19 protein-coding genes are annotated in these 21,887 nt (G+C 73.1%); 7 read left to right on the top strand and 12 right to left on the bottom strand.

Going from position 1 to position 21,887, the window contains the following annotated elements:
• Window positions 1-2: 2 nt before the first annotated feature.
• The gene (gene ftsY, locus F8279_RS09915) at window positions 3-1,193 is read right to left on the bottom strand and encodes a signal recognition particle-docking protein FtsY (protein ID WP_091419549.1); all 1,191 of its coding nucleotides are present in this window, start codon (window positions 1,191-1,193) and stop codon (window positions 3-5) included.
• 148 nt (window positions 1,194-1,341) lie between these two features.
• Here ftsY and F8279_RS09910 point away from each other — a divergent pair, with 148 nt between their 5' ends.
• The 5 genes from F8279_RS09910 to F8279_RS09890 all read left to right on the top strand — a co-directional run bounded on the left by F8279_RS09910 (window position 1,342) and on the right by F8279_RS09890 (window position 6,264).
• Window positions 1,342-3,054: an alkaline phosphatase D family protein gene (locus F8279_RS09910; protein WP_151499762.1), complete on the top strand. Its 1,713-nt coding sequence runs from the start codon at window positions 1,342-1,344 to the stop codon at window positions 3,052-3,054.
• Window positions 3,055-3,067: 13 nt separating this feature from the next.
• Window positions 3,068-3,493 carry a MarR family winged helix-turn-helix transcriptional regulator gene (locus tag F8279_RS09905; protein WP_091419544.1) on the top strand — a complete coding sequence of 142 codons (426 nt, stop codon included), beginning with the start codon at window positions 3,068-3,070 and terminating at the stop codon, window positions 3,491-3,493.
• Between the two features lie 110 nt (window positions 3,494-3,603).
• A complete protein-coding gene (locus F8279_RS09900) occupies window positions 3,604-5,193 on the top strand; it encodes an MDR family MFS transporter (RefSeq protein WP_151499760.1) in 1,590 nt (529 codons plus the stop codon).
• Between the two features lie 2 nt (window positions 5,194-5,195).
• Window positions 5,196-5,684: a universal stress protein gene (locus tag F8279_RS09895; protein WP_091419539.1), complete on the top strand. Its 489-nt coding sequence runs from the start codon at window positions 5,196-5,198 to the stop codon at window positions 5,682-5,684.
• A gap of 52 nt (window positions 5,685-5,736) precedes the next feature.
• A complete protein-coding gene (locus F8279_RS09890; protein WP_151499758.1) occupies window positions 5,737-6,264 on the top strand; it encodes a DinB family protein in 528 nt (175 codons plus the stop codon).
• Between the two features lie 6 nt (window positions 6,265-6,270).
• Here F8279_RS09890 and F8279_RS09885 read toward each other — a convergent pair whose 3' ends face one another.
• The 3 genes from F8279_RS09885 to F8279_RS09875 all read right to left on the bottom strand — a co-directional run bounded on the left by F8279_RS09885 (window position 6,271) and on the right by F8279_RS09875 (window position 10,994).
• The gene (locus F8279_RS09885; RefSeq protein WP_091419534.1) at window positions 6,271-6,888 is read right to left on the bottom strand and encodes an HAD family hydrolase; all 618 of its coding nucleotides are present in this window, start codon (window positions 6,886-6,888) and stop codon (window positions 6,271-6,273) included.
• Complete coding sequence (gene smc / locus F8279_RS09880; protein WP_151499757.1) at window positions 6,885-10,484, bottom strand: chromosome segregation protein SMC; 3,600 nt, start codon at window positions 10,482-10,484, stop codon at window positions 6,885-6,887. The genes F8279_RS09885 and smc overlap by 4 nt, the downstream gene beginning before the upstream one ends.
• A gap of 315 nt (window positions 10,485-10,799) precedes the next feature.
• Window positions 10,800-10,994: a hypothetical protein gene (locus F8279_RS09875; protein WP_013284566.1), complete on the bottom strand. Its 195-nt coding sequence runs from the start codon at window positions 10,992-10,994 to the stop codon at window positions 10,800-10,802.
• Window positions 10,995-11,365: 371 nt separating this feature from the next.
• Here F8279_RS09875 and F8279_RS09870 point away from each other — a divergent pair, with 371 nt between their 5' ends.
• Together F8279_RS09870 and F8279_RS09865 are read left to right on the top strand one after the other, a co-directional pair.
• Window positions 11,366-12,538: a CAP domain-containing protein gene (locus tag F8279_RS09870; RefSeq protein WP_151499756.1), complete on the top strand. Its 1,173-nt coding sequence runs from the start codon at window positions 11,366-11,368 to the stop codon at window positions 12,536-12,538.
• 77 nt (window positions 12,539-12,615) lie between these two features.
• A complete protein-coding gene (locus F8279_RS09865; protein ID WP_151499754.1) occupies window positions 12,616-13,485 on the top strand; it encodes an endo alpha-1,4 polygalactosaminidase in 870 nt (289 codons plus the stop codon).
• A gap of 49 nt (window positions 13,486-13,534) precedes the next feature.
• Here the strand turns inward: F8279_RS09865 and F8279_RS09860 are convergent, their stop codons facing one another.
• From F8279_RS09860 to F8279_RS09825, 8 genes are all read right to left on the bottom strand, one after another.
• The gene (locus F8279_RS09860) at window positions 13,535-15,040 is read right to left on the bottom strand and encodes an MFS transporter (RefSeq protein ID WP_225853210.1); all 1,506 of its coding nucleotides are present in this window, start codon (window positions 15,038-15,040) and stop codon (window positions 13,535-13,537) included.
• A 188-nt stretch (window positions 15,041-15,228) separates the two neighbouring features.
• Window positions 15,229-17,451, bottom strand: a complete 2,223-nt coding sequence (locus F8279_RS09855) for an MMPL family transporter (RefSeq protein WP_091419486.1) — start codon at window positions 17,449-17,451, stop codon at window positions 15,229-15,231.
• A 239-nt stretch (window positions 17,452-17,690) separates the two neighbouring features.
• Window positions 17,691-18,548, bottom strand: coding sequence for a bifunctional DNA-formamidopyrimidine glycosylase/DNA-(apurinic or apyrimidinic site) lyase (gene mutM, locus F8279_RS09850; RefSeq protein WP_091419483.1), 858 nt, complete (start codon window positions 18,546-18,548; stop codon window positions 17,691-17,693).
• Entirely contained in the window at window positions 18,541-19,350 is an 810-nt protein-coding gene (rnc, locus tag F8279_RS09845; protein ID WP_091419480.1) for a ribonuclease III, read from the bottom strand. Before rnc ends, mutM begins: the two co-directional genes overlap by 8 nt.
• Window positions 19,347-20,306 carry a phosphate acyltransferase PlsX gene (locus F8279_RS09840; protein WP_175438719.1) on the bottom strand — a complete coding sequence of 320 codons (960 nt, stop codon included), beginning with the start codon at window positions 20,304-20,306 and terminating at the stop codon, window positions 19,347-19,349. Before F8279_RS09840 ends, rnc begins: the two co-directional genes overlap by 4 nt.
• 132 nt (window positions 20,307-20,438) lie before the next feature.
• A complete protein-coding gene (gene rpmF, locus F8279_RS09835; RefSeq protein ID WP_013284559.1) occupies window positions 20,439-20,612 on the bottom strand; it encodes a 50S ribosomal protein L32 in 174 nt (57 codons plus the stop codon).
• 5 nt (window positions 20,613-20,617) lie between these two features.
• Window positions 20,618-21,181, bottom strand: coding sequence for a DUF177 domain-containing protein (locus F8279_RS09830; RefSeq protein ID WP_091419475.1), 564 nt, complete (start codon window positions 21,179-21,181; stop codon window positions 20,618-20,620).
• Window positions 21,182-21,304: 123 nt separating this feature from the next.
• A complete protein-coding gene (locus F8279_RS09825; RefSeq protein WP_091419472.1) occupies window positions 21,305-21,802 on the bottom strand; it encodes a hypothetical protein in 498 nt (165 codons plus the stop codon).
• Between the last annotated feature and the right edge of the window lie 85 nt (window positions 21,803-21,887).

The following is a 21,887-nucleotide window of genomic DNA, read 5'->3' as shown; positions in this document are numbered from 1 at the left end:
GGCTACGCGTCCCGGGCGAGCGGCTCGGTGCCGAGCAACGCGTCGACGAACTGTGCCGGGTCGAACGGGGCCAGGTCGTCCTTGCCCTCGCCGAGGCCGACGAGCTTGACCGGGATGCCGAGCTTGCGCTGCACGGCGATCACGATGCCGCCCTTGGCCGTCCCGTCGAGCTTGGTCAGCACCACGCCGGTGACGTTCACCGCCTCGGTGAAGACCCGCGCCTGCTCCAGCCCGTTCTGGCCGGTGGTGGCGTCGAGGATCAGCAGCGTCTCGTCGATCGGGCCGTGCTTCTCCACCACCCGCTTGACCTTGCCCAGCTCGTCCATCAGCCCGACCTTGTTCTGCAGCCGGCCGGCGGTGTCGATGAGCACGGTGTCGACGCCGGTGTCGATGCCTCGCTTGACCGCGTCGAACGCGACGCTCGCCGGGTCGGCCGCCTCAGGCCCGCGGACCGTCTCGGCGCCCACCCGGCCGCCCCAGGTCTCCAGCTGGTCGGCGGCGGCGGCCCGGAACGTGTCGGCCGCGCCGAGCAGCACGCTGCGGCCGTCCGCGACGAGCACCCGGGCGATCTTGCCGCAGGTGGTGGTCTTGCCGGCGCCGTTGACGCCGACCACGAGCACCACCGCCGGGACGCCCTCCTTCGGCGCGGTGCGCAGCGAGCGGTCCAGGCTCGGGTCGAGCGCGTTGACCAGCTCGGCGGCGAGCAGCGCCCGCAGCTCGTCCCCGGTACGGGTGCCGAGCACCCGGGTCCGCTCGCGCAGCCGGTCGACGATCTCCCGGGTGGCGTCGATGCCGACGTCGGCGGTGATCAGGCTGTCCTCGATCTCCTCCCAGGTGTCCTCGTCCAGCCGGTCACGGCTGAGCAGGCCGAGCAGGCCCTTGCCGAAGACGTTCTGCGAGCGGGACAGCCGGGAGCGCAGCCGGACCAGCCGGCCGGCGGTGGGCTCCGGCACCTCGACCTGCGGCACCTCGACCGGAGGGGCCGGCGGCGCCTCGACCACCACGCCGGTGGTGAGTTCCGCCTCCGGGGCCTCGACCGGCGGGCCGGCCAGGTCCTCCTCCGTCCGGGTGTCGACCTCCGTGCGCGGCAGCGGCGGCTGCGGGCGCCGGCGCAGCCGGGGCACCACGAGGCTCAGGCCGCCGATGATCAGCACGCCGAGCAGGGCGAGAGCGACGAGGAGGTATTCCGTCATGCCCGAAATCCTGTCAGATGCCGGCGACGGCGTCCCACTCACCGCCTCGGCACGCGCACAACCTGCGGGTACGCTCGCACCGGAAGGCGTACCGCAACCGCCGGCCGGGTAGGGAACAGCCGAAACGATCTTGTCGGAGGTGTGTGTCGTGCTCGGTTCCCGCCTGCTCATCGGCCCGTTGCTGCGCCGGGTCGTCGACACGCGGGCGACCGTCTGGGTCGAGACGAGCGCGCCCGCGGTGGTCACCGTCCGCACGGCCGACGGCGCCACCGGCAGCGCGCCCACCTTCTCCGCGTACGACCACCACTACGCGATCGTCGTGGTGACCGGGCTCACCCCGGACAGCGCCACGACCTACGAGGTGCTGGTCGACGACGAGGTCGCGTGGCCGCTGCCCGACTCGTCGTTCCCGCCGAGCGTGATCCGGACCCGCGCGCTCGACGACGCCGACCAGCCGGTGCGGCTGCTGTTCGGCTCCTGCCGGGAGACCACCCAGCACTCCACCGCCCGGAAGCTGCCGCCGGACGCGCTGGACGCGTACGCCCGGCGGGTGATGGCCGCGCCCGACCAGGCCGTGCTGCCCGACCTGCTGGTGCTGCTCGGCGACCAGGTGTACGCGGACGAGACCTCGCCGACGGTGCGGCGGCTGCTCAAGCGACGCCGGCGCCGGCCGAAGGACGCCCCGGCGACGCAGGTGGTCAGCTTCGACGAGTACACCAAGCTCTACCTGGAGTCGTGGCGCGACCCGGAGATCCGCTGGCTGTTCTCCACCGTGCCGAGCGTGATGATCTTCGACGACCACGAGGTGATCGACGACTGGAACACCTCGCAGTCGTGGCGCGCGGACATGCGCGAGCAGCCGTGGTGGGCCGAGCGGATCCGCAGCGGCCTCGCCTCCTACTGGGTCTACCAGCACCTGGGCAACCTGAGCCCGGACGAGATCGCCGCCGACCCGGTGTACGCGAAGGTGATCGCCGCCGAGGACGCCACGAGCGTGCTGCACGAGTTCGGCGAGCGGGTCGACAAGGAGGCCGACCTGGCGCACGACACCGAGCGCTGGCGGGCCGTGCAGTACCAGTGGAGCTACGCGCTGGACCTGGGCCGCACCCGCCTGGTCATGCTGGACAACCGGTCCAGCCGGGTGCTCCTGCCGCGCAACCGGGCGATGCTGCCGCCGGGCGAGTGGTCGTGGTTCCTCGACCAGGCGCACGGCACCTACGACCATCTGGTGGTGGGCAGCTCGCTGCCGTGGCTGCTGCCGCCGGGCATCCACCACGTCGAGGCGTGGAACGAGCGCCTGGCCGACTCGGACCGCCCCTGGGTGGCCCGGCTCTCCGAGCAGATCCGCCGGGCCCTGGACCTGGAGCACTGGGCGGCGTTCCGGCGCTCGTTCGAGGCGCTGGGCGAGCTGTTCGCGCGGCTGGGCAGCGGCACCGCGCCACGCACCGGCGCGCGGGTGGGCGCCGGGCCGGCGTACGCGCGACCGGCGTCGATCAGCGTGCTCTCCGGCGACGTGCACCACTCGTACGTGGCGCGGGCCCGGTTCGCCGACCGCGACGTCCGCACGCCGGTGCACCAGCTCACCTGTTCGCCGATCCACAACCAGGTGCCGGCCGGCATGCGCCCGCTGATGACGCTGGGCTGGAATCCGGGGCCGGCCGGGGCGACCCGGGCGCTGGCGCGTTCGGCCGGGGTACGCCGCCCGCCGGTGCGCTGGCGGAAGCTGGCCGGGCCCTATTTCGGCAACGCCGTGGCCACGCTCACCCACCAGGGCCGTAAGGCCGCCGTGGTGATCGAGGGCACGACCAGCGACGGCGAACTGCGACCGGTGGCGCAACAGCAACTCAGCGAGGGCGACTGAGTACCCTCTGAGCGTGGACGAGACGCTGCGCGCCGTGGAGCACGAGTTGACCGCGCTGCTGCGCCGCGGCCGGGCGCTGTCGTGGGAGATCGCCCGCGAGGTCCACCCGAACCTGGAGCCCAACGCGTACGGCCTGCTGCTCTGGCTGCGGCGGTCGGGGTCGACCCGGCTCACCGACCTGGCCGCGAAGCTGGGCATCGGCAAGGGCACGCTGAGCCGCCAGATCGGCGGGCTGGAGGCGCTGGGCCTGGTCCGCCGCGACCCGGACCCGACGGACCGGCGGGCCGCCCAGCTCAGCCTCACCGAAGAGGGCACCCGGCGGTTCGACGCGGCCCGGGCGGCCCGACTCGGACAGATCAGGCGTTCGCTCGAAAGCTGGCCACAAGAGGACGTCGCGGACCTTGCCCGGCTGATGCACCGCTTCAACGAGTCGTTCTGACCCGGCCCCACCTGGAACAAAGCCCGGCCGGGTGAAGTTGTTGCTTTAGGCAACCACCTCCTACGGTTGCCCGAGGCAACCCTTCTCCCCCGTCCCGGAGGCCACCCACGATGACGACTCAGGCGACTGCGCCCGCACGGGCGACCGCCGTCGACATGTCCCACCGGCAGATCCTGGAAGCCCTCTCCGGCCTGCTGCTGGGCATGTTCGTCGCGATCCTCTCCTCCACGGTCGTCTCCAACGCGCTGCCGCGGATCATCACCGACCTGCGCGGCGGTCAGTCCGCGTACACCTGGGTGGTCACCTCGACGCTGCTGGCGACCACCGCGACCACGCCCATCTGGGGCAAGCTCTCCGACCTGTTCAGCAAGAAGCTGCTGGTCCAGCTCTCCCTGGTGGTCTTCGTGCTGGGCTCGGTGCTCGCCGGGCAGGCACAGACCACCGGTGAGCTGATCGCCTGCCGGGTCGTGCAGGGCGTCGGCGCGGGCGGCCTCACCGCCCTCGCCCAGGTGATCATGGCGACGATGATCGCCCCGCGCGAGCGCGGCCGGTACAGCGGCTACCTCGGCGCGGTGATGGCCGTCGGCACCATCGGCGGGCCGCTCATCGGCGGCGTGATCGTGGACACCTCCTGGCTCGGCTGGCGCTGGTGCTTCTACGTCGGCGTGCCGTTCGCCGTGCTCGCCCTGATCGTGCTCCAGCGGACGCTGCGGCTACCGGTGGTCAAGCGCGATGTGAAGATCGACTGGTGGGGCGCCACGCTCATCACCGCCGCCGTCTCGCTGCTGCTCGTCTGGATCACGCTGGCCGGTGACAGGTACGACTGGGTCTCCTGGCAGAGCGGTGCGATGGTGGCCGGCGCGGCGCTGCTCGGCGTGCTCGCCACCCGGGTCGAGAAGCGTGCCGCGGACCCGATGATCCCGCCGCGGCTGTTCCGCAACCGCACCATCACGCTCGCCGTCATCGCCAGCATCGCGGTCGGCGTCGGCATGTTCGGCGCCTCGGTGTTCCTCGGGCAGTATTTCCAGATCAGCCGCGGCGCCAGCCCGACGATGTCCGGCCTGATGACGCTCCCGATGATCGGCGGCCTGCTGGTCTCCTCCACGGTGGTCGGCCGGATCATCACCGCCACCGGCCGCTGGAAGAGCTGGCTCGTCATCGGCTCGGTACTGCTCACCGCCGGCTTCGCGCTGATGGGCACCATGCGCGCGGACACCCCGTACTGGCACCTCGCCGTCTTCATGGCCCTGATCGGCCTCGGCGTCGGCATGTCCATGCAGAACCTGGTGCTGGCCGTGCAGAACACGGTCCGCCCGGACGAACTGGGCGCGGCCAGCTCGGTGGTGGCGTTCTTCCGCAGCCTCGGCGGCGCGATCGGCGTGAGCGCGCTCGGCGCGGTGCTCGGGCACCGGGTCACCGGCTACACGGCCGACGGTCTGAGCCGCCTCGGCATCCCGGCCTCCGGGTCGGGTGGCGGCCTGCCGGACGTGCATACGCTGCCCGGCCCGATCCGCACCGTGGTCGAGTCCGCGTACGGGCACGCCGCCGGTGACATCTTCCTGGCCGCCGCCCCGTTCGGGCTGCTCGCCCTCGTCGCGGTGGTCCTCATCCGGGAGGTGCCGCTGCGCCGCTCCAACGCCGAGCCGGTCCCCGCCGGGCGGGAGAAGGCCGACGTGATCCCGGTCGGAGCGGGGGACTGACGATGGACGCCGCGGAACGTGAGCGGTACGGCCCGCGGACCCGTCCGCTGCCCTACGAACGGGGTACGGACGGGCCACGGGTGGTACTGGTCGGCGTGGACGGCAGCCGCACCTCGATGCGCGCCGCCGCGTACGCCGCCGGGCTGGCCCGGCGGCAGGGCGCCACGCTGGTGGCGGTGTTCGTCAGCTCGCCGACCTCGTACAGCGCGATGCTCTCCGGCGTGGTGGCCGGCGCGGTCCAGCAGACCCACGACGAGCTGGCCGACGAGCTGCGCGCCGAGTGCCGGCGTGGGGCCGAGGAACTGGACCTGCCGGTGACGTTCCTGTGCCGGCGCGGCGACGCCTACACCGAGCTGTGCCGGGCCGCCGACGAGCACCGGGCCGACATGGTGGTGGTCGGGTCCTCCGAGCAGGCCGGGCACAAGCTGGTCGGCTCGGTCGCCACCCGGCTGGTCCGCACCGGCCGCTGGCCGGTCGTCGTGGTGCCGTAGGCCGGCGATTAACGCATCGCGGCGTGCCCGGCGCTCACCTAGCATCCCTCGGATGACCTGGACCGCACCTGAGATCGACCGCCGCCACGAGCCCTACGTCGCCGACGAGCGCTCCATGCTGCAAGGCTGGCTCGACCTCCACCGTGACACCCTGCAACACAAGTGCGCCGGGCTGACCGCCGAGCAACTGCGCACACCGAGCGTGGAGCCCTCCGGGCTGACCCTGCTCGGCCTGGTCCGGCACATGGCCGACGTCGAGCGGTGGTGGTTCCGCCACCGCGCCGCCGCCCTGGACCTGCCGGACCTCTACGACTACAGCACCGACCCGGACGCCGACCTCAACGACATCGCCGACGTCGACCCGGCCGAGGCGTTCGCCACGCTGCGGGCCGAGATCGAGGCCGCCGACCGGGCCGTGGCCGACCTGCCGCTGGACCACACCTTCCGCCTACGCCGGGGCGACACCGTCAACGAGATCAGCCTGCGCTGGGTGTACGTGCACATGATCGAGGAGTACGCCCGGCACAACGGCCACGCCGACCTGATCCGGGAACGTGTCGACGGCGTGACCGGGAGCTGACCCGGCTCAGTACGCCAGCGCCGCCCGCAGGTACCGCAGGTCGGCCGGGCCGCTCCAGCGGTGCGCGGACAGGCCCGCCACCCGGGCGCCGGCCACCGCGCGGTCCTCGTCGTCGACGAACAGCACCCGCCCCGGCGGCGTCTCCAGTGCCTCGCAGGCGGCCTGGAAGTACTCCTTCGCCGGCTTGTGCACCCCGATGACCGAGGAGTTGACGATCACGTCCAGCTCCTCGGTCAGGCCCAGCGCGGCCAGGTCGGCGTCGAGCAGGTCGGTGGCGTTGGTACCCAGCCCCACCCGGATGCCCGCCGCCCGCACCTCACGGACGAACGCCAGCACGTCCGGATCGACCTCGCCGCGGTAGCTCTGCCACTCCTGGACCGCCGCACGGGCCCGGTCCACGCCGACTGCGGGGGTCAGCGCGTCGGCCACGCTCGTCATCCACTGGGCGTGGCTGACCTGCCCGGTCAGCACCGGCTGGAGCAGTCCCCAGGACATCGCGATCTCACCGAGGACGCCCTCGGTCAGCCCGTACTCCCGCTCGACGCCGACGGCCACCGCCGGGTCCCAGCGGCGCAGCACGCCGTCGAAGTCCACCAGGAGCGCCGTGGCGCGTTCCCGACTCACTCGTCTGTCACCTGTTCCTCGTCGTCGGCCCGGTTGAGCCGCTGGCTGATCACCTGGGTCACACCGGCGCGCATGGTCACCCCGTAGAGCGCGTCGGCGATCTCCATGGTCCGCTTCTGGTGTGTGATCACGATCAGCTGGCTCTTCTCCCGCAACTGTGCCAGCAGCGTGATCAGGCGGCCCAGGTTCACGTCGTCGAGCGCCGCCTCCACCTCGTCCATGATGTAGAACGGGCTGGGCCGGGCGCGGAAGATCGCCACGAGCATGGCCACCGCGGTCAGTGACCGCTCCCCGCCGGAGAGCAGCGAGAGCCGCTTGATCTTCTTGCCCGGCGGGCGGGCCTCGACCTCGACACCGGTGGTGAGCATGTCCTCCGGGTCGGTGAGGATCAGCCGGCCCTCGCCGCCGGGGAACAGCACCGTGAAGACCTGCTCGAACTCCCGGGCGGTGTCGGCGAACGCGCTGGCGAAGACCTCAAGGATGCGGTCGTCCACGTCCTTGACCACTGTGAGCAGGTCCCGGCGGGTGGCCTTGAGGTCCTCCAGCTGCTCGGAGAGAAACTTGAAACGCTCCTCCAGCGCCGCGAACTCCTCCAGCGCGAGCGGGTTCACCTTGCCCAGCAGGGCCAGCTCCCGCTCCGCCTTGGCGGCCCGCTTCTCCTGCACCGGCCGCTCGTAGCGGACCGGCTCCGGCACCGGCCGGCCGTCCTTCTCGGCGAGCGCCACGTCCGCGTCGGTGGGCGGCACCAGCCGGTCCGGGCCGTACTCGGCGACGAGCGTGGCCACGTCCAGCCCGAAGTCCTCGGCGGCCTTGGCCTCCAGCTGCTCGATGCGCATCCGCTGTTCGGCGCGGGCCACCTCGTCGCGGTGCACCTGGCTGGTGAGCCGTTCCAGCTCGGCGGCGAGGCGCTTGGCCGCGCCGCGTACCTCGGACAGCTCGGCCTCGCGCGCGGCGCGCTCGCGGGCGACGGCGTCGCGGTGCTCCTCGGCCCGGGCGATGGAGACGGTGAGCCGGGTGAGCGCCTCGCGGGCGCCGCCGACCACGGCCCGGGCGATCTGGGCGCCCCGGGTACGGGCCGCGCGCCGGGCCGCGGCGCGCTCCCGCGCCGCGCGTTCGGCGGTGGCCTGCCGGGCCAGCGAGTCGGCCCGCCCGGCGATCGAGGCCACCCGCTCCTCGGCGGTACGCACAGCGAGCCGGACCTCCATCTCGTTCTGCCGTGCCTGCGGCACCATGGCGGCGAGCTGGTCCCGCTCCTCGGTGGACGGCTCGGCGTCGATCGGGGTGGCCTCGGCCAGCCGGAGCCGTTCCTCCAGTTCGGCGAGCGCCGCCAGGTCCCGTTCCCGGGCCGCCTCGGCGCGGGAACGGGACTCGCCGAGCCGGTCGGTCTCCGCCTTCGCCGAGCGGGCCGCGGCGCCCAGTTCGGCGAGGCGGCGCGCGGCGGCGTTGCGGTGGCTCTCCGCCTCCCGCTTGGCGGCGGCGGCGTGCTGCACCGCCTCCTTGGCGGCGGCCACCTCGGCGCGCGCCTCGGCCAGCTGTTCCCGCAGCTCGGTGGCGGTGCGCTCGGCGGTGGCCCGGTTGGCCCGCGCCTCCTCGACGGCGGCCTGCACCTCGATGAAGCTCGGCGCCTTGGCCGAGCCGCCCGCCGCCGCGTACGCACCGACAACGTCACCGTCGGGGGTGACCGCGCGCAGCTCCGGGTTCGCGGCGACGAGCGCGGACGCGGCGGCCAGGTCGTCGACGAGCGCCACGTCGCGCAGCGCCCGGTGCACGGCCGGGCGGATCGAGGCCGAGCACTCCACCAGGTCGGGGGCCCAGCGGGCGCCCTCGGGCAGCTTCGGGCGCAGCGCGTCGGCGGAGCCGTCCATGCCCGGTCCGGCGGGGCTGCCGACGAGCAGTCCGGCCCGGCCGGCGTCGGAAATCTTGAGCAGCCGCATCGCCTCGACCGCCTCGTCCACGCCGCTGACCGCCACCGCGTCGGCCAGGCCGCCCAGCGCGGCGGCGAGCGCCGCCTCGTCACCGGGTGCGACGGTGAGCAGCCCGGCGAGGCTGCCGAGCAGCCCTGGCACCTGGTCGGCGCGGGCGAGCAGTTCCCCGGCGCCGTCCTTGCGGCGCAGGCCCATGGCGAGCGCCTCCTCGCGGGCCTTCCAGGTGGCGGCGTCCTTCTCGGCGGCGCGCTCACCGTCGGCGAGGCTGCGCACCGCAGCCTGGGCCCGCTCGTGCACGGCCACCGCCTCGTCGTGCCGGGCGTCCAGGTCGGCGTTGTCCCGGTCGGCCTCGGTCGACTGTTCGGCGACCGCGTCCAGGTCGGCCTGCGCCTTCTCGGCCCGGCCCATCGCGTCGGTGTGCGCCGCGGCGAGCCGTTCGATCTCCTCGCCGGCGCTCGTGGTCCGTGCCCGGGCGGAGTTGACCTGGCCGGTCAGGCGGGCCAGCCCCTCCCGCCGGTCGGCGATGGCCTTGGCGGCGGCGACCAGCTCCCGCTCGGCGGCGGCGAGCTGCCGTTCCAGCTCCTGGCGGTGCTCGACCGCCTCGGCCAGCCGGATCTGGTCCTCGGTGAGCGCGGCGCGCAGCTCCTCCTCCTGCTCGCGGACACGCCGCGACTCCGCCTCCAGCTGTTCCGGGTCGCGGCCGGGGCGCTCGTCGTCGCCGGGGGCGCTGAGGTGACGCAGCCGCTCCCGGGCCAGTTGCTCGATCGAGCGGAACCGCTCCTGGAGCGCGGAGAGGCGGTACCAGGTGTCCTGCGCCGCCGCGAGCAGCGGTGCGTCCTCGGCCAGCGCCGCCTCCAGCTCGCCGAGGCGGCCCTGCACCTCGCCGTGCTCGGCCTCGATCAGCTCGCGCCGCTCGCGCAGCGCGGTCTCGTCGGCGATCTCCTTGTCCAGTGTGGTCCGCAGCGTGTACAGGTCGTCGGCGAGCAACCGCAGCCGGGCGTCACGCAGGTTGGCCTGGATCCCGGCGGCGCGGCGGGCCACCTCGGCCTGACGGCCCAGCGGCTTGAGCTGGCGGCGCAGCTCGGCGGTGAGGTCGGTCAGGCGGTTGAGGTTGGTCTGCATCGCGTCGAGCTTCCGCAGCGCCTTCTCCTTGCGCTTGCGGTGCTTGAGGACGCCCGCCGCCTCCTCGATGAACGCCCGCCGGTCCTCCGGCTTGGCGTGCAGCATGCCGTCGAGGCGGCCCTGGCCGACGATGATGTGCATCTCCCGGCCGATGCCCGAGTCGGACAGCAGCTCCTGGATGTCCAGCAGACGGCAGGAGTCGCCGTTGATCTCGTACTCGCTCTCGCCGGAGCGGAACATCCGGCGGGTGATGGAGACCTCGGTGTACTCGATCGGCAGCGCGCCGTCGGTGTTGTCGATGGTGAGGGTGACCTCGGCCCGGCCCAGCGGCGCCCGCCCGGCGGTGCCGGCGAAGATGACGTCCTCCATCTTGCCGCCACGCAGCGCCTTGGCGCCCTGCTCGCCGAGGACCCAGGCGATGGCGTCGACGACGTTGGACTTGCCGGAGCCGTTCGGGCCGACCACGCAGGTGATCCCGGGCTCCAGCTTCAACGTCGTGGCAGAGGCGAAGGATTTGAAGCCCTTCACCGTCAGGCTCTTGAGATGCACCTTCTCGATCCTCGTCCGGTGGCCGCCGTACCGTCGCCGGCTGCGCGGACCTGGTGAACCCGCAGACTAACCCGGGACCGGGGCGGCGCCGCCACGCGACCCACCCGCCGGACCGGCTGTCTGCTTTCCGCCCGGAGGTCACGGACGGAACGGAAATGCATGATCACAATTACCGGGCGCAATTCCGGGCGGTTCCGCAAGATCGAGAATTGCGACGGCGGCGACGAAAAGGGGTACGCACATGGCTGCGCGCCGGCACTTGAGTGTCGGCGCGCTTTTCGGTGTGGTGCGATTCAGTTTTCCGACAACTGGAGATCAGGTCAGCGCGGGCTCGGCCAGACGGAGGAGGTCATCTGCCTCCGCCGCTGCCGCCGCAAGCCGATCGTTGTCGGCGCGCAGACGCGTGATCTCGAACTCCAGTGCCTGAACCCTGGCACGCAGTCGGGTGACCTCGTCGAGCAGACGCCGGTCGGGCGCTGCACTTACGTGGCCGTAGAGGGCCTTCGCCATGCTGACTCCTTGATGTGCGCTGCCGGAAAGGCCGGCCAACGCGCGCCCATGATGTTCGCGGCTGCCATTCCCACTGCATCGGGGCATGGCTGGGCGCGACTGGCGACACCTACATATTGAGCCGAAACCCCCTCCTTCGTCAAGTTGACCAAGGCCGTAGATCATCTCCACGTCGGCCGGTCCACTCGCCGGGGGCTGCCACAAGGCGCGGACACGCTCTGTCCGGACGCCTTTACTGTACGCCGGAAATGTGCGAAGGACTCATCCTTGCCGCCGGCTTCGCCTTAACTCTTTCTTAGCCACGTTGCCGCAGCTTGGAGCGCGCCCGTAGCGTCACCCGGGCCCGCAACCGACCCGTGGAGGGGACAGGCGTGTACCGCTGGAACGACCCGATCGAACCGGAGGGCGCCCGCCGGCGTCCCGAGCCGCCGACCGACGAGGGTCCGGCGTGGCTCAGCGACCGGCCCGAGCCGCGGTCGTCGTACCTGTTCGGGGACGGAGCGCAGCAGCCGCCCGCCGACTCCTACCCGCCGGCCCGGGACCGGTGGAACGGCGAGGAGCAGCCGACCGCCGCGTGGCACGGCCAGGAGCCCGCGTGGCGGGGCCACGAGCAGCCCGCGGCGTGGCAGGGGCAGGAACAGCCCACCGCCTGGCAGGGGCAGGAACAGCCGGCCACCTGGCAGGGGCATGAGCAGCCGGCCGGCGGCTGGGAGCAGCCCGCCGCGACCTGGCGGCCGGCGACCGACACCCCGGCCGACGACCGGCGGAGCCCGAAGCGGCGCCTGTCCCGGCCGTTCGTGATCGGCGGTGCCGCCGCCGCGGCGACGCTCGTGGTGAGCCTCGGCGTGGGCGCCGTCCTGCTGCCCCGCGACGACCAGGGCACCAAGCGCACCTCCGCCGACGCGCCGGTGGCCGCCGCGCCGCAGGCGCCCGAGGGGTCGGAGGAGGCGCCCGCCGACGCGCTCGCCCCCGAGTCGGCGAGCCCGTCCGCCGTACCGACCACCGCCGCGCCGAGCCCGACGAAGAAGGCCACCCCGAAGCCGAACCGCAGCACCGCCCCGTCGCGGCAGCAGGAGCGCAGCAGCGCCCCGAGCGGCGGGTCGAGCAGTGGTGGATCGAGCGGCGGCTCCACGAGCACCAAGGCCACCGCCACGACCGGGCTCAGCGCCGAACTCCAGAAGGTCGTCACGATCGTCAATCAGGAGCGGGCGAAGGCCGGCTGCAAGGCGCTCACCGTCAACGCCAAGCTGAACCTGGCCGCCCAGCGGCACAGCCAGGACCAGGCCGACCACCAGAAGATGGACCACACGGGCAGCGACGGCAGCCAGCCCTGGGACCGGGTCAAGGCCGCCGGCTACAGCTACCGCATGGTGGGCGAGAACGTGGCCTGGAACTACCAGACGCCGGCGGCGGTCATGGAGGGCTGGATGAACTCCGAAGGCCACCGGAAGAACATCCTCAACTGCTCGTACACCCAGATCGGGGTGGGTGTGGCGCGCAGCAACGGGCCGTACTGGACGCAGGTCTTCGCCACCCCGAGCTGACCGCGCGTCGTGACCGGCCCGGCGCTCGTTGACCGGTCGGGGGCGGCGTCGGGCCGCCCGCGTCCGGGGAGCTGTCGATGCGGATCCGGCCGGTGTGGGCCGTGCCGCGCTCCCGGCCGGCCCACGTCCGCCGACGTGGCCCGCGCCGGGGCGCGGCGCTCGCGCTGACCGCGCTGCTGCTCGCCCCGGTGCCGGCCTGCCGCCGGCCGATCACACCGCCCGGCGCGCCCACGCCCTGGCCGGCCGCCCAGGCCGAAAGCTGGCGGTGGCAGTGGCAGCTCACCACCCCGGTGGACGTCACGGTCGACGCCGACGTCTTCCTCCTCGACCCGGTGACGACCACCTCGGCCGAGACCGCCGCGCTGCGCGAGCAGGGCCGCCGGCTGGTCTGCCACGTGCGGGTCGGCACGTACGCCGCCGACGACCCGGACGCCACCCGCTTCCCCGCCGCCGTACGCGGCGCGGCGGCGCCGGGGCGGCCGGCAAGCCGCTTCCTGGACGTACGGAACTGGGACGCGCTCGCGCCGGTGCTGGCCGACCGGTTCCGGCTGTGCCGGGGCAAGGGCTTCGGCGCGGTGGCGTTCGCCGACGCGGACGGCTACCGGCACCGCTCCGGCTTCTCGCTGGACTTCGACGACCAGTTGCTGTTCAACCGCCGGCTGGCCGGGCTGGCCCGCAAGATCGACCTCTCTCCCGGGCTGGTCGACGACGTGGCGCAGGTGGCCGCGCTCGCCCCCGACTTCGACTTCGCGGTCAACCAGGAGTGCGTACGCCGCCGCGAGTGCGCGAAGCTGCTGCCGTTCGTCGACGCCGGGAAGCCGGTCTTCCACGTCGAGTACACCGGCGACCCGGCGGACTTCTGCGTCACCTCGGTCGGCTACGGCTTCGCCTCGATCCGCAAGGACCGGCAGCTGGACGCCGGGCGGGAGCCGTGCGTGCTGCCGTGACGCCGCGGCGCCCCCGCCCGTCGGGGAGCGGGGGCGCCGGCGTGCGCGCTCAGCCGGTGGTCGCGCCGGTGGCCGAGGTGGTGGTCTCACCGCCGCGCTGCGACGGCACCCCCGCGTGTTCCGCGCTCAGCGGGGTGGCCAGGTCCTCCAGGGACTTGCCCTCGGCCTTGACGCCGAGCGCCAGCTCCACCAGCCCGCCGATGATCATGATGGTGGCGCCGATGACGAACGCCAGCACGGTCTGCCCGACCTCGCCGCTGCCGACCAGCTTGGCGAAGAGCAGCGGGCCGGTGATGCCACCGGCGGCGGTGCCGATCGCGTAGAAGAACGCGATCGCCATGGCCCGGGTCTCCATCGGGAAGATCTCACTGACCGTCAGGTACGCCGCGCTCGCGCCGGCCGAGGCGAAGAACAGCACCACGCACCAGCAGGCGGTCATGGTCACCGCGCTCAGCACGCCGGAGTGGAACAGCCAGGCGGTGCCGAGCAGCAGCACCCCCGAGCCGATGTACGACCCGGCGATCATCGGCACCCGGCCCACTGTGTCGAACAGCCGGCCCAGCAGCAGCGGGCCGAGCAGGTTGCCGACCGCGATCACCGCGAAGTAGTAGCCGCTGTTGCCGGGCGGCACGTCGAAGAACGTCTCCAGGATCTGGGCGAACCCGAACGTGATCGCGTTGTAGAGGAACGCCTGGCCGATGAAGAGCGCGAAGCCCAGCGTGGCCCGTTTGGGATAGCGGCGGAACAGGGTCCGGGCGATCTCCAGGAAGTTCGTGCTCCTACGCTGCCGGATCTCGATGTAGTTGTCCGCCTCGGCGAGGTCCTTGCCGGTCTCCCGTCTCACCTCGGCCTCGACCGAGTCCACGAGGTGGTTGGCCTCGTCGGCGTGCCCGTGGATGAACAGCCACCGTGGGCTCTCCGGTACGTGCCGGCGCACCAGCAGGATCACCACGCCGAGCACCGCGCCCAGCCCGAACGCCACCCGCCAGCCGAGGTTGGTCGGCAGGCCGTTGAGCAGCGGTACGGTCAGCAGCGCGCCGAGCGCCGCGCCGAGCCAGAACGTGCCGTTGATGATGATGTCGATGCGGCCGCGGTGGCGGGCCGGGATCAGCTCGTCGATCGCCGAGTTGATGGCGGCGTACTCACCGCCGATGCCCATGCCGGTGAGGAACCGGAACAGGAAGAACCACCAGGTGTCGAACGACAGCGCGGTGAGCGCGGTGGCGACCAGGTACAGCCCGAGCGTCAGCAGGAACAGCTTCTTGCGGCCGAACCGGTCGGTGAGCCACCCGAACAGGAGCGCGCCGGTGCAGGCGCCCGCGACGTAGAGCGCGGCGGCCAGGCCGGTGACCTGGCTCTGGGTGATGTCCAGGCCGCTGCCCGGCTCGGCGAGCTTGCCGGAGAGGTTGCCGACGATCGTCACCTCGAGCCCGTCGAGGATCCAGACCGTGCCCAGACCGATGACGATCATCCAGTGCCAGCGGGACCACGGCAGCCGGTCGAGGCGGGCCGGGACGTTGGTCCGTACGGTGCCGGTCGCGGCGTCGGTGCTCACGACGCCCGCCGGCGGGATGCGGAGGCCGGGGCACGACGCGCCGCCGGGGATAGCTGTTCGTCCATGGCGGCCCACATGCCCCGCAGGTAGGGGCCTTAATCACGGCGAAGAACCGGAACCGGCATGCCCCGGGAGCCGTGACTCCCGGGGCATGTCGTGCAGGCCGCACGCCGCCCGGCCGACCCTGGTCAGCGGGCGCCGACCAGCTCCGGCGCCGGGGCGGGCGGCGGCTCGACCGCCGGGGCGGCCGTACGGCGGCGCATGAAGCGCGGCGCCCACCAGTTCGCGTCACCGAGCAGCGTCATCACCGAGGGCAGCACGACCGCGCGGATGATCGTGGCGTCCAGCAGGATCGCCGCCGCCAGCCCGATGCCGAGCTGCTTGAAATCGATCATGCTGAGCGTGGCGAAGATGGAGAACACCGCCACCATCACCACCGCCGCGCTGGTCACCACCCCGGCCGAGGAGGTGATGCCGTGCGCCACCGCCTCCCGGTTGGGCATGCCCCGGTCGACCGCCTCGCGGATCCGGCTCACCACGAAGACGTGGTAGTCCATGGACAGTCCGAACAGCACCACGAACAGGAACAGCGGCAGCCAGGTGACGATCGCGTCCATCGAGGTGAAGCCGAGCAGCCCCTCCGCCCAGTCGCTCTGGAAGACCAGCACCAGCAGCCCGTACGCGGCGCCGGCGGAGAGCAGGTTCAGCACGATCGAGGTCAGCGCCACCACCACCGACCGGAACGTCCACGCCATCACCAGGAACGTGAGCGCCAGCACGAACGCCGCGACGATCGGCAGCTTCGCCCAGATGTGGGCGGCGTAGTCCTCGCTGGCGGCCACGCCGCCGCCGACCGCGTACTCCACGCCCGGGATGCCGCCGAGCGTGGCCGGGACCAGGTCCTGGCGCAGCTCGTGCAGCGACCGGGACGCCTCGTCGGAGCGGCTGGCGTGCGGCGTGGCCACCTCCAGCACCGACACCCGCCGGTCCGCCGACACCCGGATCTCCGGGCCGTCCCCCTCGGCCGGCGCGAAGAGCGGGTCGACGGCGGTACGGCCGGCCAGGTCGGTGAGCGCGGCCCGCACCTGTTCGGCCTGCTCGGCGGGCGCCCGCACGGCGACCGTGTGGCTGGTGCCGTTGCTCGGGTAGGCCGCGGTGAGCCGGTCGTACGCCTGCATGGCCGCGGTGTTGCGCGGCACGTCCTCGGCGGCGGGGAACTTCAGCTTCATGCCGAGCGCCGGCGCGGCGAGCGCGAGCAGCAGCGCGACCGAGATCAGCAGCGTGGCCACCGGCGCGCGCAGCGCCGGCTTGAGCACCGTCGGCCAGAACCGGGGCCGGGCCGGCTGCCCGTCCCGCCCGGTGCGCGGGGCGGTGAGGCGCCACAGCAGCGGCACCCGCGGCCGGTCGACCCAGCGGCCCAGCTTCGCCAGCAGCGCCGGCAGCACGGTCAGCGAGCCGATCACGGCGACCGCCACCACCAGGATCGAGCCGACCGCCAGCGAGGAGAAGATCGCGTCCTGGGCGAGCAGCAGACCGCCCATCGAGATGATCACGGCGGTGCCGGAGACCACCACGGCGTGCCCGGAGGTCTCCGCCGCGATCTCCACCGCGTCGAGGCCGGACCGGCCCTTGGCCCGTTCCTCCCGTTCCCGCCGCACGTAGAACAGCGAGTAGTCCACGCCGACCGCCATGCCGATCAGCAGGATGACGCTCGCGGTGGTGTCGGTGGCCGGCACCAGGTGGGAGGCGAGTGTGGAGAGACCCATCGCGGCGGCCACCGAGGAGAGTGCCAGCAGCACCGGCACCCCGGCGGCGATCAGCGCGCCGAACGCGATGATCAGGATGGCCAGCGTCACCGGCAGGCTGAGCAGCTCGGCGCGCTTGAAGTCCTTGCCGAGCGTGTCGTCGAGCGCCTTGTCGATCGACGGGCCGCCGACCTGCTCCACCCGCAGTTGCGGGTGCGCGACCTGCACCTTCGCGGTGGTGTCCCGCAGCGGCTGCACCCGGTCCCCCGCGGTGCCCGGGTCGCCCGACATGGTGATCGGCACCAGCAGCGCGCTGCCGTCGCGCGACGGCATCGGCGTACCGATCGAGGCCACGCCGTCGACCTGCCGCAGCCGGTCCGCCGCGTCCTGCGCGGCGGCCTTCGCGGCCGCCTGGTCGAGCGAGCCCGACCGGGCGGTGATCAGCACGTTCTCGGTCGCCGGCTGGTCGAACCCGCCACTGTCGACGATCAGCTGTGCCCGTCCGAACTCGCCGATCGCCTGATCCTCGTCGGTGGCCTCGTTCAGCCCGGCGGCGCTGCCGCCGACGAAACACACCGCCACGAAGACCACCCACAACGCGATCGCGCGCCACGGATGCTCCGCACTCCACCGTGCCAGCCGCACGGTAACCGGTCGCCTGCCCATGTCCCGGGTTCCACCCTCCTGATGCCGGCCCTGCGCCGACCCAAGATGACGCTAGGCAGCCGGCGGGGCCCCGACATCGGGGAACGGCCCCCGCTCGTCCCCGATCCGGGCGACGAGGTCCGCGCGGCCGGTTCCGGCCGCGCGGACCGGGCGGAAAAGGGCATCTCCGGGTACGCTCCGGCGCGTCTCCGGGGACCGTCCGGCGATGCACACCGGCACAACCCCGAACCGGCTCGGGGTCATCCCCGGAGGGTGCCCCGGGGCCGCGGCTGGCATCGCGGGCAACTGTAGGAGGACCGGTTCATGAACGCCTCGCGCCGGATCGGGGCGCCGCAGCGCGGGCAGGGCTCCCCCTCCCGGCCGTACGCGTTGAGCGACCGGTCGAAGTAGCCGCTCTCGCCGTTGACGTTGACGTACAGCTCGTCGAAGCTGGTGCCGCCCTGCTTGATCGCCTCGGCGAGCACGTCCCGGACGTGCCCGAGCAGCCGCAGCGCGGCCGGACGGGTGAGCGCGTCGGCGGGGCGGGTACCGTGCAGCTTCGCCCGCCACAGTGCCTCGTCGGCGTAGATGTTGCCCACCCCGGAGATCAGCGTCTGGTCGAGCAGCGCCCGTTTGATCTCCGTACGCTTGCGCCGCAGCGCCGCCACGAACGCCTCGTCGGAGAACTCCGGGTCCATCGGATCGCGGGCGATGTGGGCGATCTCGGCGGGCAACTCCGCCCCACCGGCCGACACGGACAGCCCGCCGAACGTGCGCTGGTCGACGAAGCGCAGCTCCGGCCCGTCGTCGGCGAACCGGAACCGGACGCGCAGGTGCAGTTCGTCGGCCGCGCCGACCGGCTGCAACAGCAGCTGGCCGGACATGCCGAGGTGGCCGATCACCGCGTCGCCGCTGTCCAGCGGCAGCCAGAGGTACTTGCCCCGGCGGCGTACGCCGGTGACGGTCCGGCCGGCGAGCACGTCGGCGAAGTGCGCGCCACCAGGCGCGTGCCGGCGTACCGCCCGGGGGTGGCGCACCTCGACGGCGGCGATCCGCCGGCCGATCACCCACTGGGCGAGTCCGAGCCGGACGGTCTCGACCTCGGGCAGCTCAGGCACGGCCGGCGCCCGCCTCGACGTCCGTCGTGTCGTCCTGCGGGCTCGTCCCGTCCTGGGCCTGCGCCGCCGCCTCCGCCTGCGCCGCCGCCTCGGCCTGCTCGGTGAGCGTGCGCCAGGCCGACTCGGCCGCGCGCTGCTCGGCCTCCTTCTTGCTGCGCCCCTCCGCGCCGCCGTAACGGTTGCCGGCCACCACCACCCAGGCGGTGAACGTCTTGAGGTGGTCCGGCCCGGTGCCCTCGATCCGGTACTCGGGCACGCCGAGCCCGAGCGCGGCGGTCAGCTCCTGGAGGCTGGTCTTCCAGTCCAGCGCCGCGCCCCGGCCCGCCGACTCGGCCATCAGCGGGTCGAACAGCCGGTGGATGACGATGGCCGCGGTGTCCAGGCCGTACTGGAGGTAGATCGCGCCCAGCAGCGCCTCCAGCGTGTCGGCCAGGATGCTCGCCTTGTCCCGTCCGCCGGTGGCCTCCTCGCCCTTGCCGAGCAGCAGGTACGCGCCCAGCCCGTCCGGGCCCAGACCACGCGCCACGTCGGCGAGCGCCCGCATGTTGACCACGCTGGCGCGCAGCTTCGCCAGCTGCCCCTCGGGCAGGTCGGGGTGGTTGTGGAACAGCGCTGTGGTGATCACCACGCCGAGCACCGAGTCGCCCAGGAACTCCAGCCGCTCGTTCGTGGGCAGGCCGCCGTTCTCGTACGCGTACGAGCGGTGGGTCAGCGCCCGCTCCAGCAGCTCCGGGTCGAGCGACACCCCGAAGGCCGCCTCCAGGTGGCCGACGGGAGCACGCCGCCGCTTGTCGTTGGTCATGGTGCTACCTCGGTGTCGTGTCGGTCAGGTGCGAAATCGTGCGGGATGTCGTCGAGCAGGGCGCGGACCGTCCCGGCGGCGTCACGACGCCACAGGTGGGCGGCCAGCGCGATACCGGAGGCGAGGTCCTCGGAGCCGGCCGCGCCGTGGCACACGACCACGGTGCCGCCCACCCCGAGCAGCGCCGCGGCACGCGGGGCGCCGCCGCGTGACGGTGGGCCGCCGGCCATGGCGTACGCGCCCTCGATGGCCTTCAGCAGGACGTTTCCGGTGAAACCGTCGGTCACCACGACGTCGGCGCGGGCGCCGAGCGAGATGTCGTACCCCTCGACCAGGCCGACGTAGCGGCCGTCGCAGGGCAGCGGCGCGGCGGCGAGCGCGGGCGCGGCGGTCCGGCGCAGGCGGTCGCCCTTGCCCGTCTCGAGGCCGACGGAGAGCAACCCGACGCGGGGTGCGGTGACGGCGTGGGCCACCGACGCGTAGGCGGCGCCGAGGAGGGCGTGCCGCGCCAGCGTGGCCGGTCCGGGTTCGAGCGTGCCGCCGACGTCGAGCAGCACCACCGGCCCCTCGACGGCGGGCAGCGTGGCGGCGAGCGCGGGCCGGCGTATCCCGGTCCAGCGGCCGAGGCCGAGCGCGGCGGCGGTGACTGTGGCGCCGGTCGAGCCGGCGGAGACGACGGCGTCGGCGAGTCCGTCGCGGACGGCCTGCACGGCGGTGCGTACCGTGCTCTCGCCGCGGGCGGCGGTGGGATGGTCGGCCATACCGACGGCGGTCCGCACCGGGCGGACCGTGACCCGGGCGCGCTGGGCCGGGTCGAGCGCACCGATCAGCTCGTCGGCCACCTCGATCGGGCCGACGAGCAGCAGGTGCAGGGCGGGATCCGTGCGTACCGCTCGCAGAGCGCCGTCAACCACGACGGCGGGAGCATCGTCCCCGCCGAGGAGGTCGACGGCGATCCGCGCGGTGCCCGGCTCCGACGCTCCGCCGGCCGGAAGCCGGTCGGCGGTGGCGGGAGCCGGGGCACCGGGCGTGAGCCTTGGTGCGCGCGTCACCCGACCGGGGGTCGGGGACGTCACTCGGCGGCCGGGTCAGACCTCGAGGACCTGACGGCCGTTGTAGGTGCCGCAGACGGAGCAGGCGGTGTGCGGCAGCTTGGCCGACTTGCACTGCGGGCAGGCCACGGTCGCCACCGCCGAGGCCTTCCAGTTCGCCCGGCGGGCGCGGGTGTTGCTGCGCGACATCTTGCGCTTGGGGACGGCCACGGTTCTTACTCCTCTGTACGGGTCATTTGCGTCAGGCTCGCCCAACGCGGGTCGACCTGCTGATGGCTGTGGTCGGCCGGCAGATCGTCCCAGTGCACCCCGCAGTCGGGGCACAGGCCTGGGCAGTCCTCCCGGCAGAGCGGGTTCGTCGGCAGCGCCAGCACCACCGCGTCCCGCAACGCCGGCTCCAGGTCGATCAGATCGCCCTGCATCCGGCCCACCTCGTCCTCTTCGGTCGTGTCGTCCGTGGTGCTGTTCTCGTACGCGTACAGCTCCTGGATCGTCACGGCCAACGAGTCGTCGATCTCGCGCAGGCAGCGCCCGCACTCGCCCTTGACGGGACCGGTGACGGTCCCGGAGACGAGCACGCCCTCGGACACCGACTCCAACCTCAGGTCGAGGTCGAGGTCCGCGCCCTCCGGCACGCCGATCAACTCCACGCCGAGGTCCGCCGGTGCCGGCACGACCCGCTTGTGCGTACGCAACGCGCCAGGTCGGCGCGGCAGTTCCCTCGTGTCGAGGACCAGCGGCGACCTGGGGTTGAGTGTGCTTGGCGAGTGTTTGGGCATAGTCAGACTCCGGCCGTTGAGAGGCCGACAAAGAAGGTTACCTGCCAGGTGGGCGGACCGTCGAACCGGGGCTCACCTCCGGCTCGACGGCAGCCGGCTGTCGGCGACCGGCTCGCGCGCCGCTCAGAAGGGTAGCGGGCGGTCCGCCTCGTCCCCGGCGAAGGTGCCGATCTCGCGCAGCGCGTGCATCTTGTCCCGGCCGCGCTCTATCGAGGCCAGCGCCCGGGTGAGGAACTGCTCGAAGTTCGCCAGCGCGGTGTCGACGTAGTCGTCCACCTCCTCGCGGAGGCGCTGCGCCTCGGCCCGCGCCTCGGCGATGATCCGCGCTCCCTCGTGCTCGGCCGAGACGGTGATCTCGTTGACCGAGACCAGCCGGGCGTGTTCCGCCTCACCCTCGCTGATGATCCGGTCGGCCTCACGCTTGCCGGCCTCCATGATCTTGTCCCGCTCCTCCAGCAGCGCGGCGGCCCGCCGCAGGTCCGCGGGAAGCTCCGCGCGCAGCTCGTCGAGCACGGCGATCATCTCGCCCCGGTCGACCATGCAGTTGTTGCGCGACATCGGGACGGAGCGGGCCTGCTCCACCATGGTGATCAGTTCGTCGATGCGATCGAGCGGGTCCACCGGTACCTCACTCCTGTCTTCGTCGGCCGCCCTCCATCATGCGGCCTGCGCCCCGTCTCGGCGCTGCAGACATCATGTCGCGCCG

Origin of the sequence: Micromonospora sp. AMSO1212t (genome assembly GCF_008868145.1) — a bacterium.
In the GTDB taxonomy this organism is placed as follows: Bacteria; Actinomycetota; Actinomycetes; order Mycobacteriales; family Micromonosporaceae; genus Micromonospora; species Micromonospora tulbaghiae.
The sequence above is the reverse complement of the archived record's forward strand: the minus strand, read 5'-3'. Positions and strand labels throughout refer to the sequence as shown.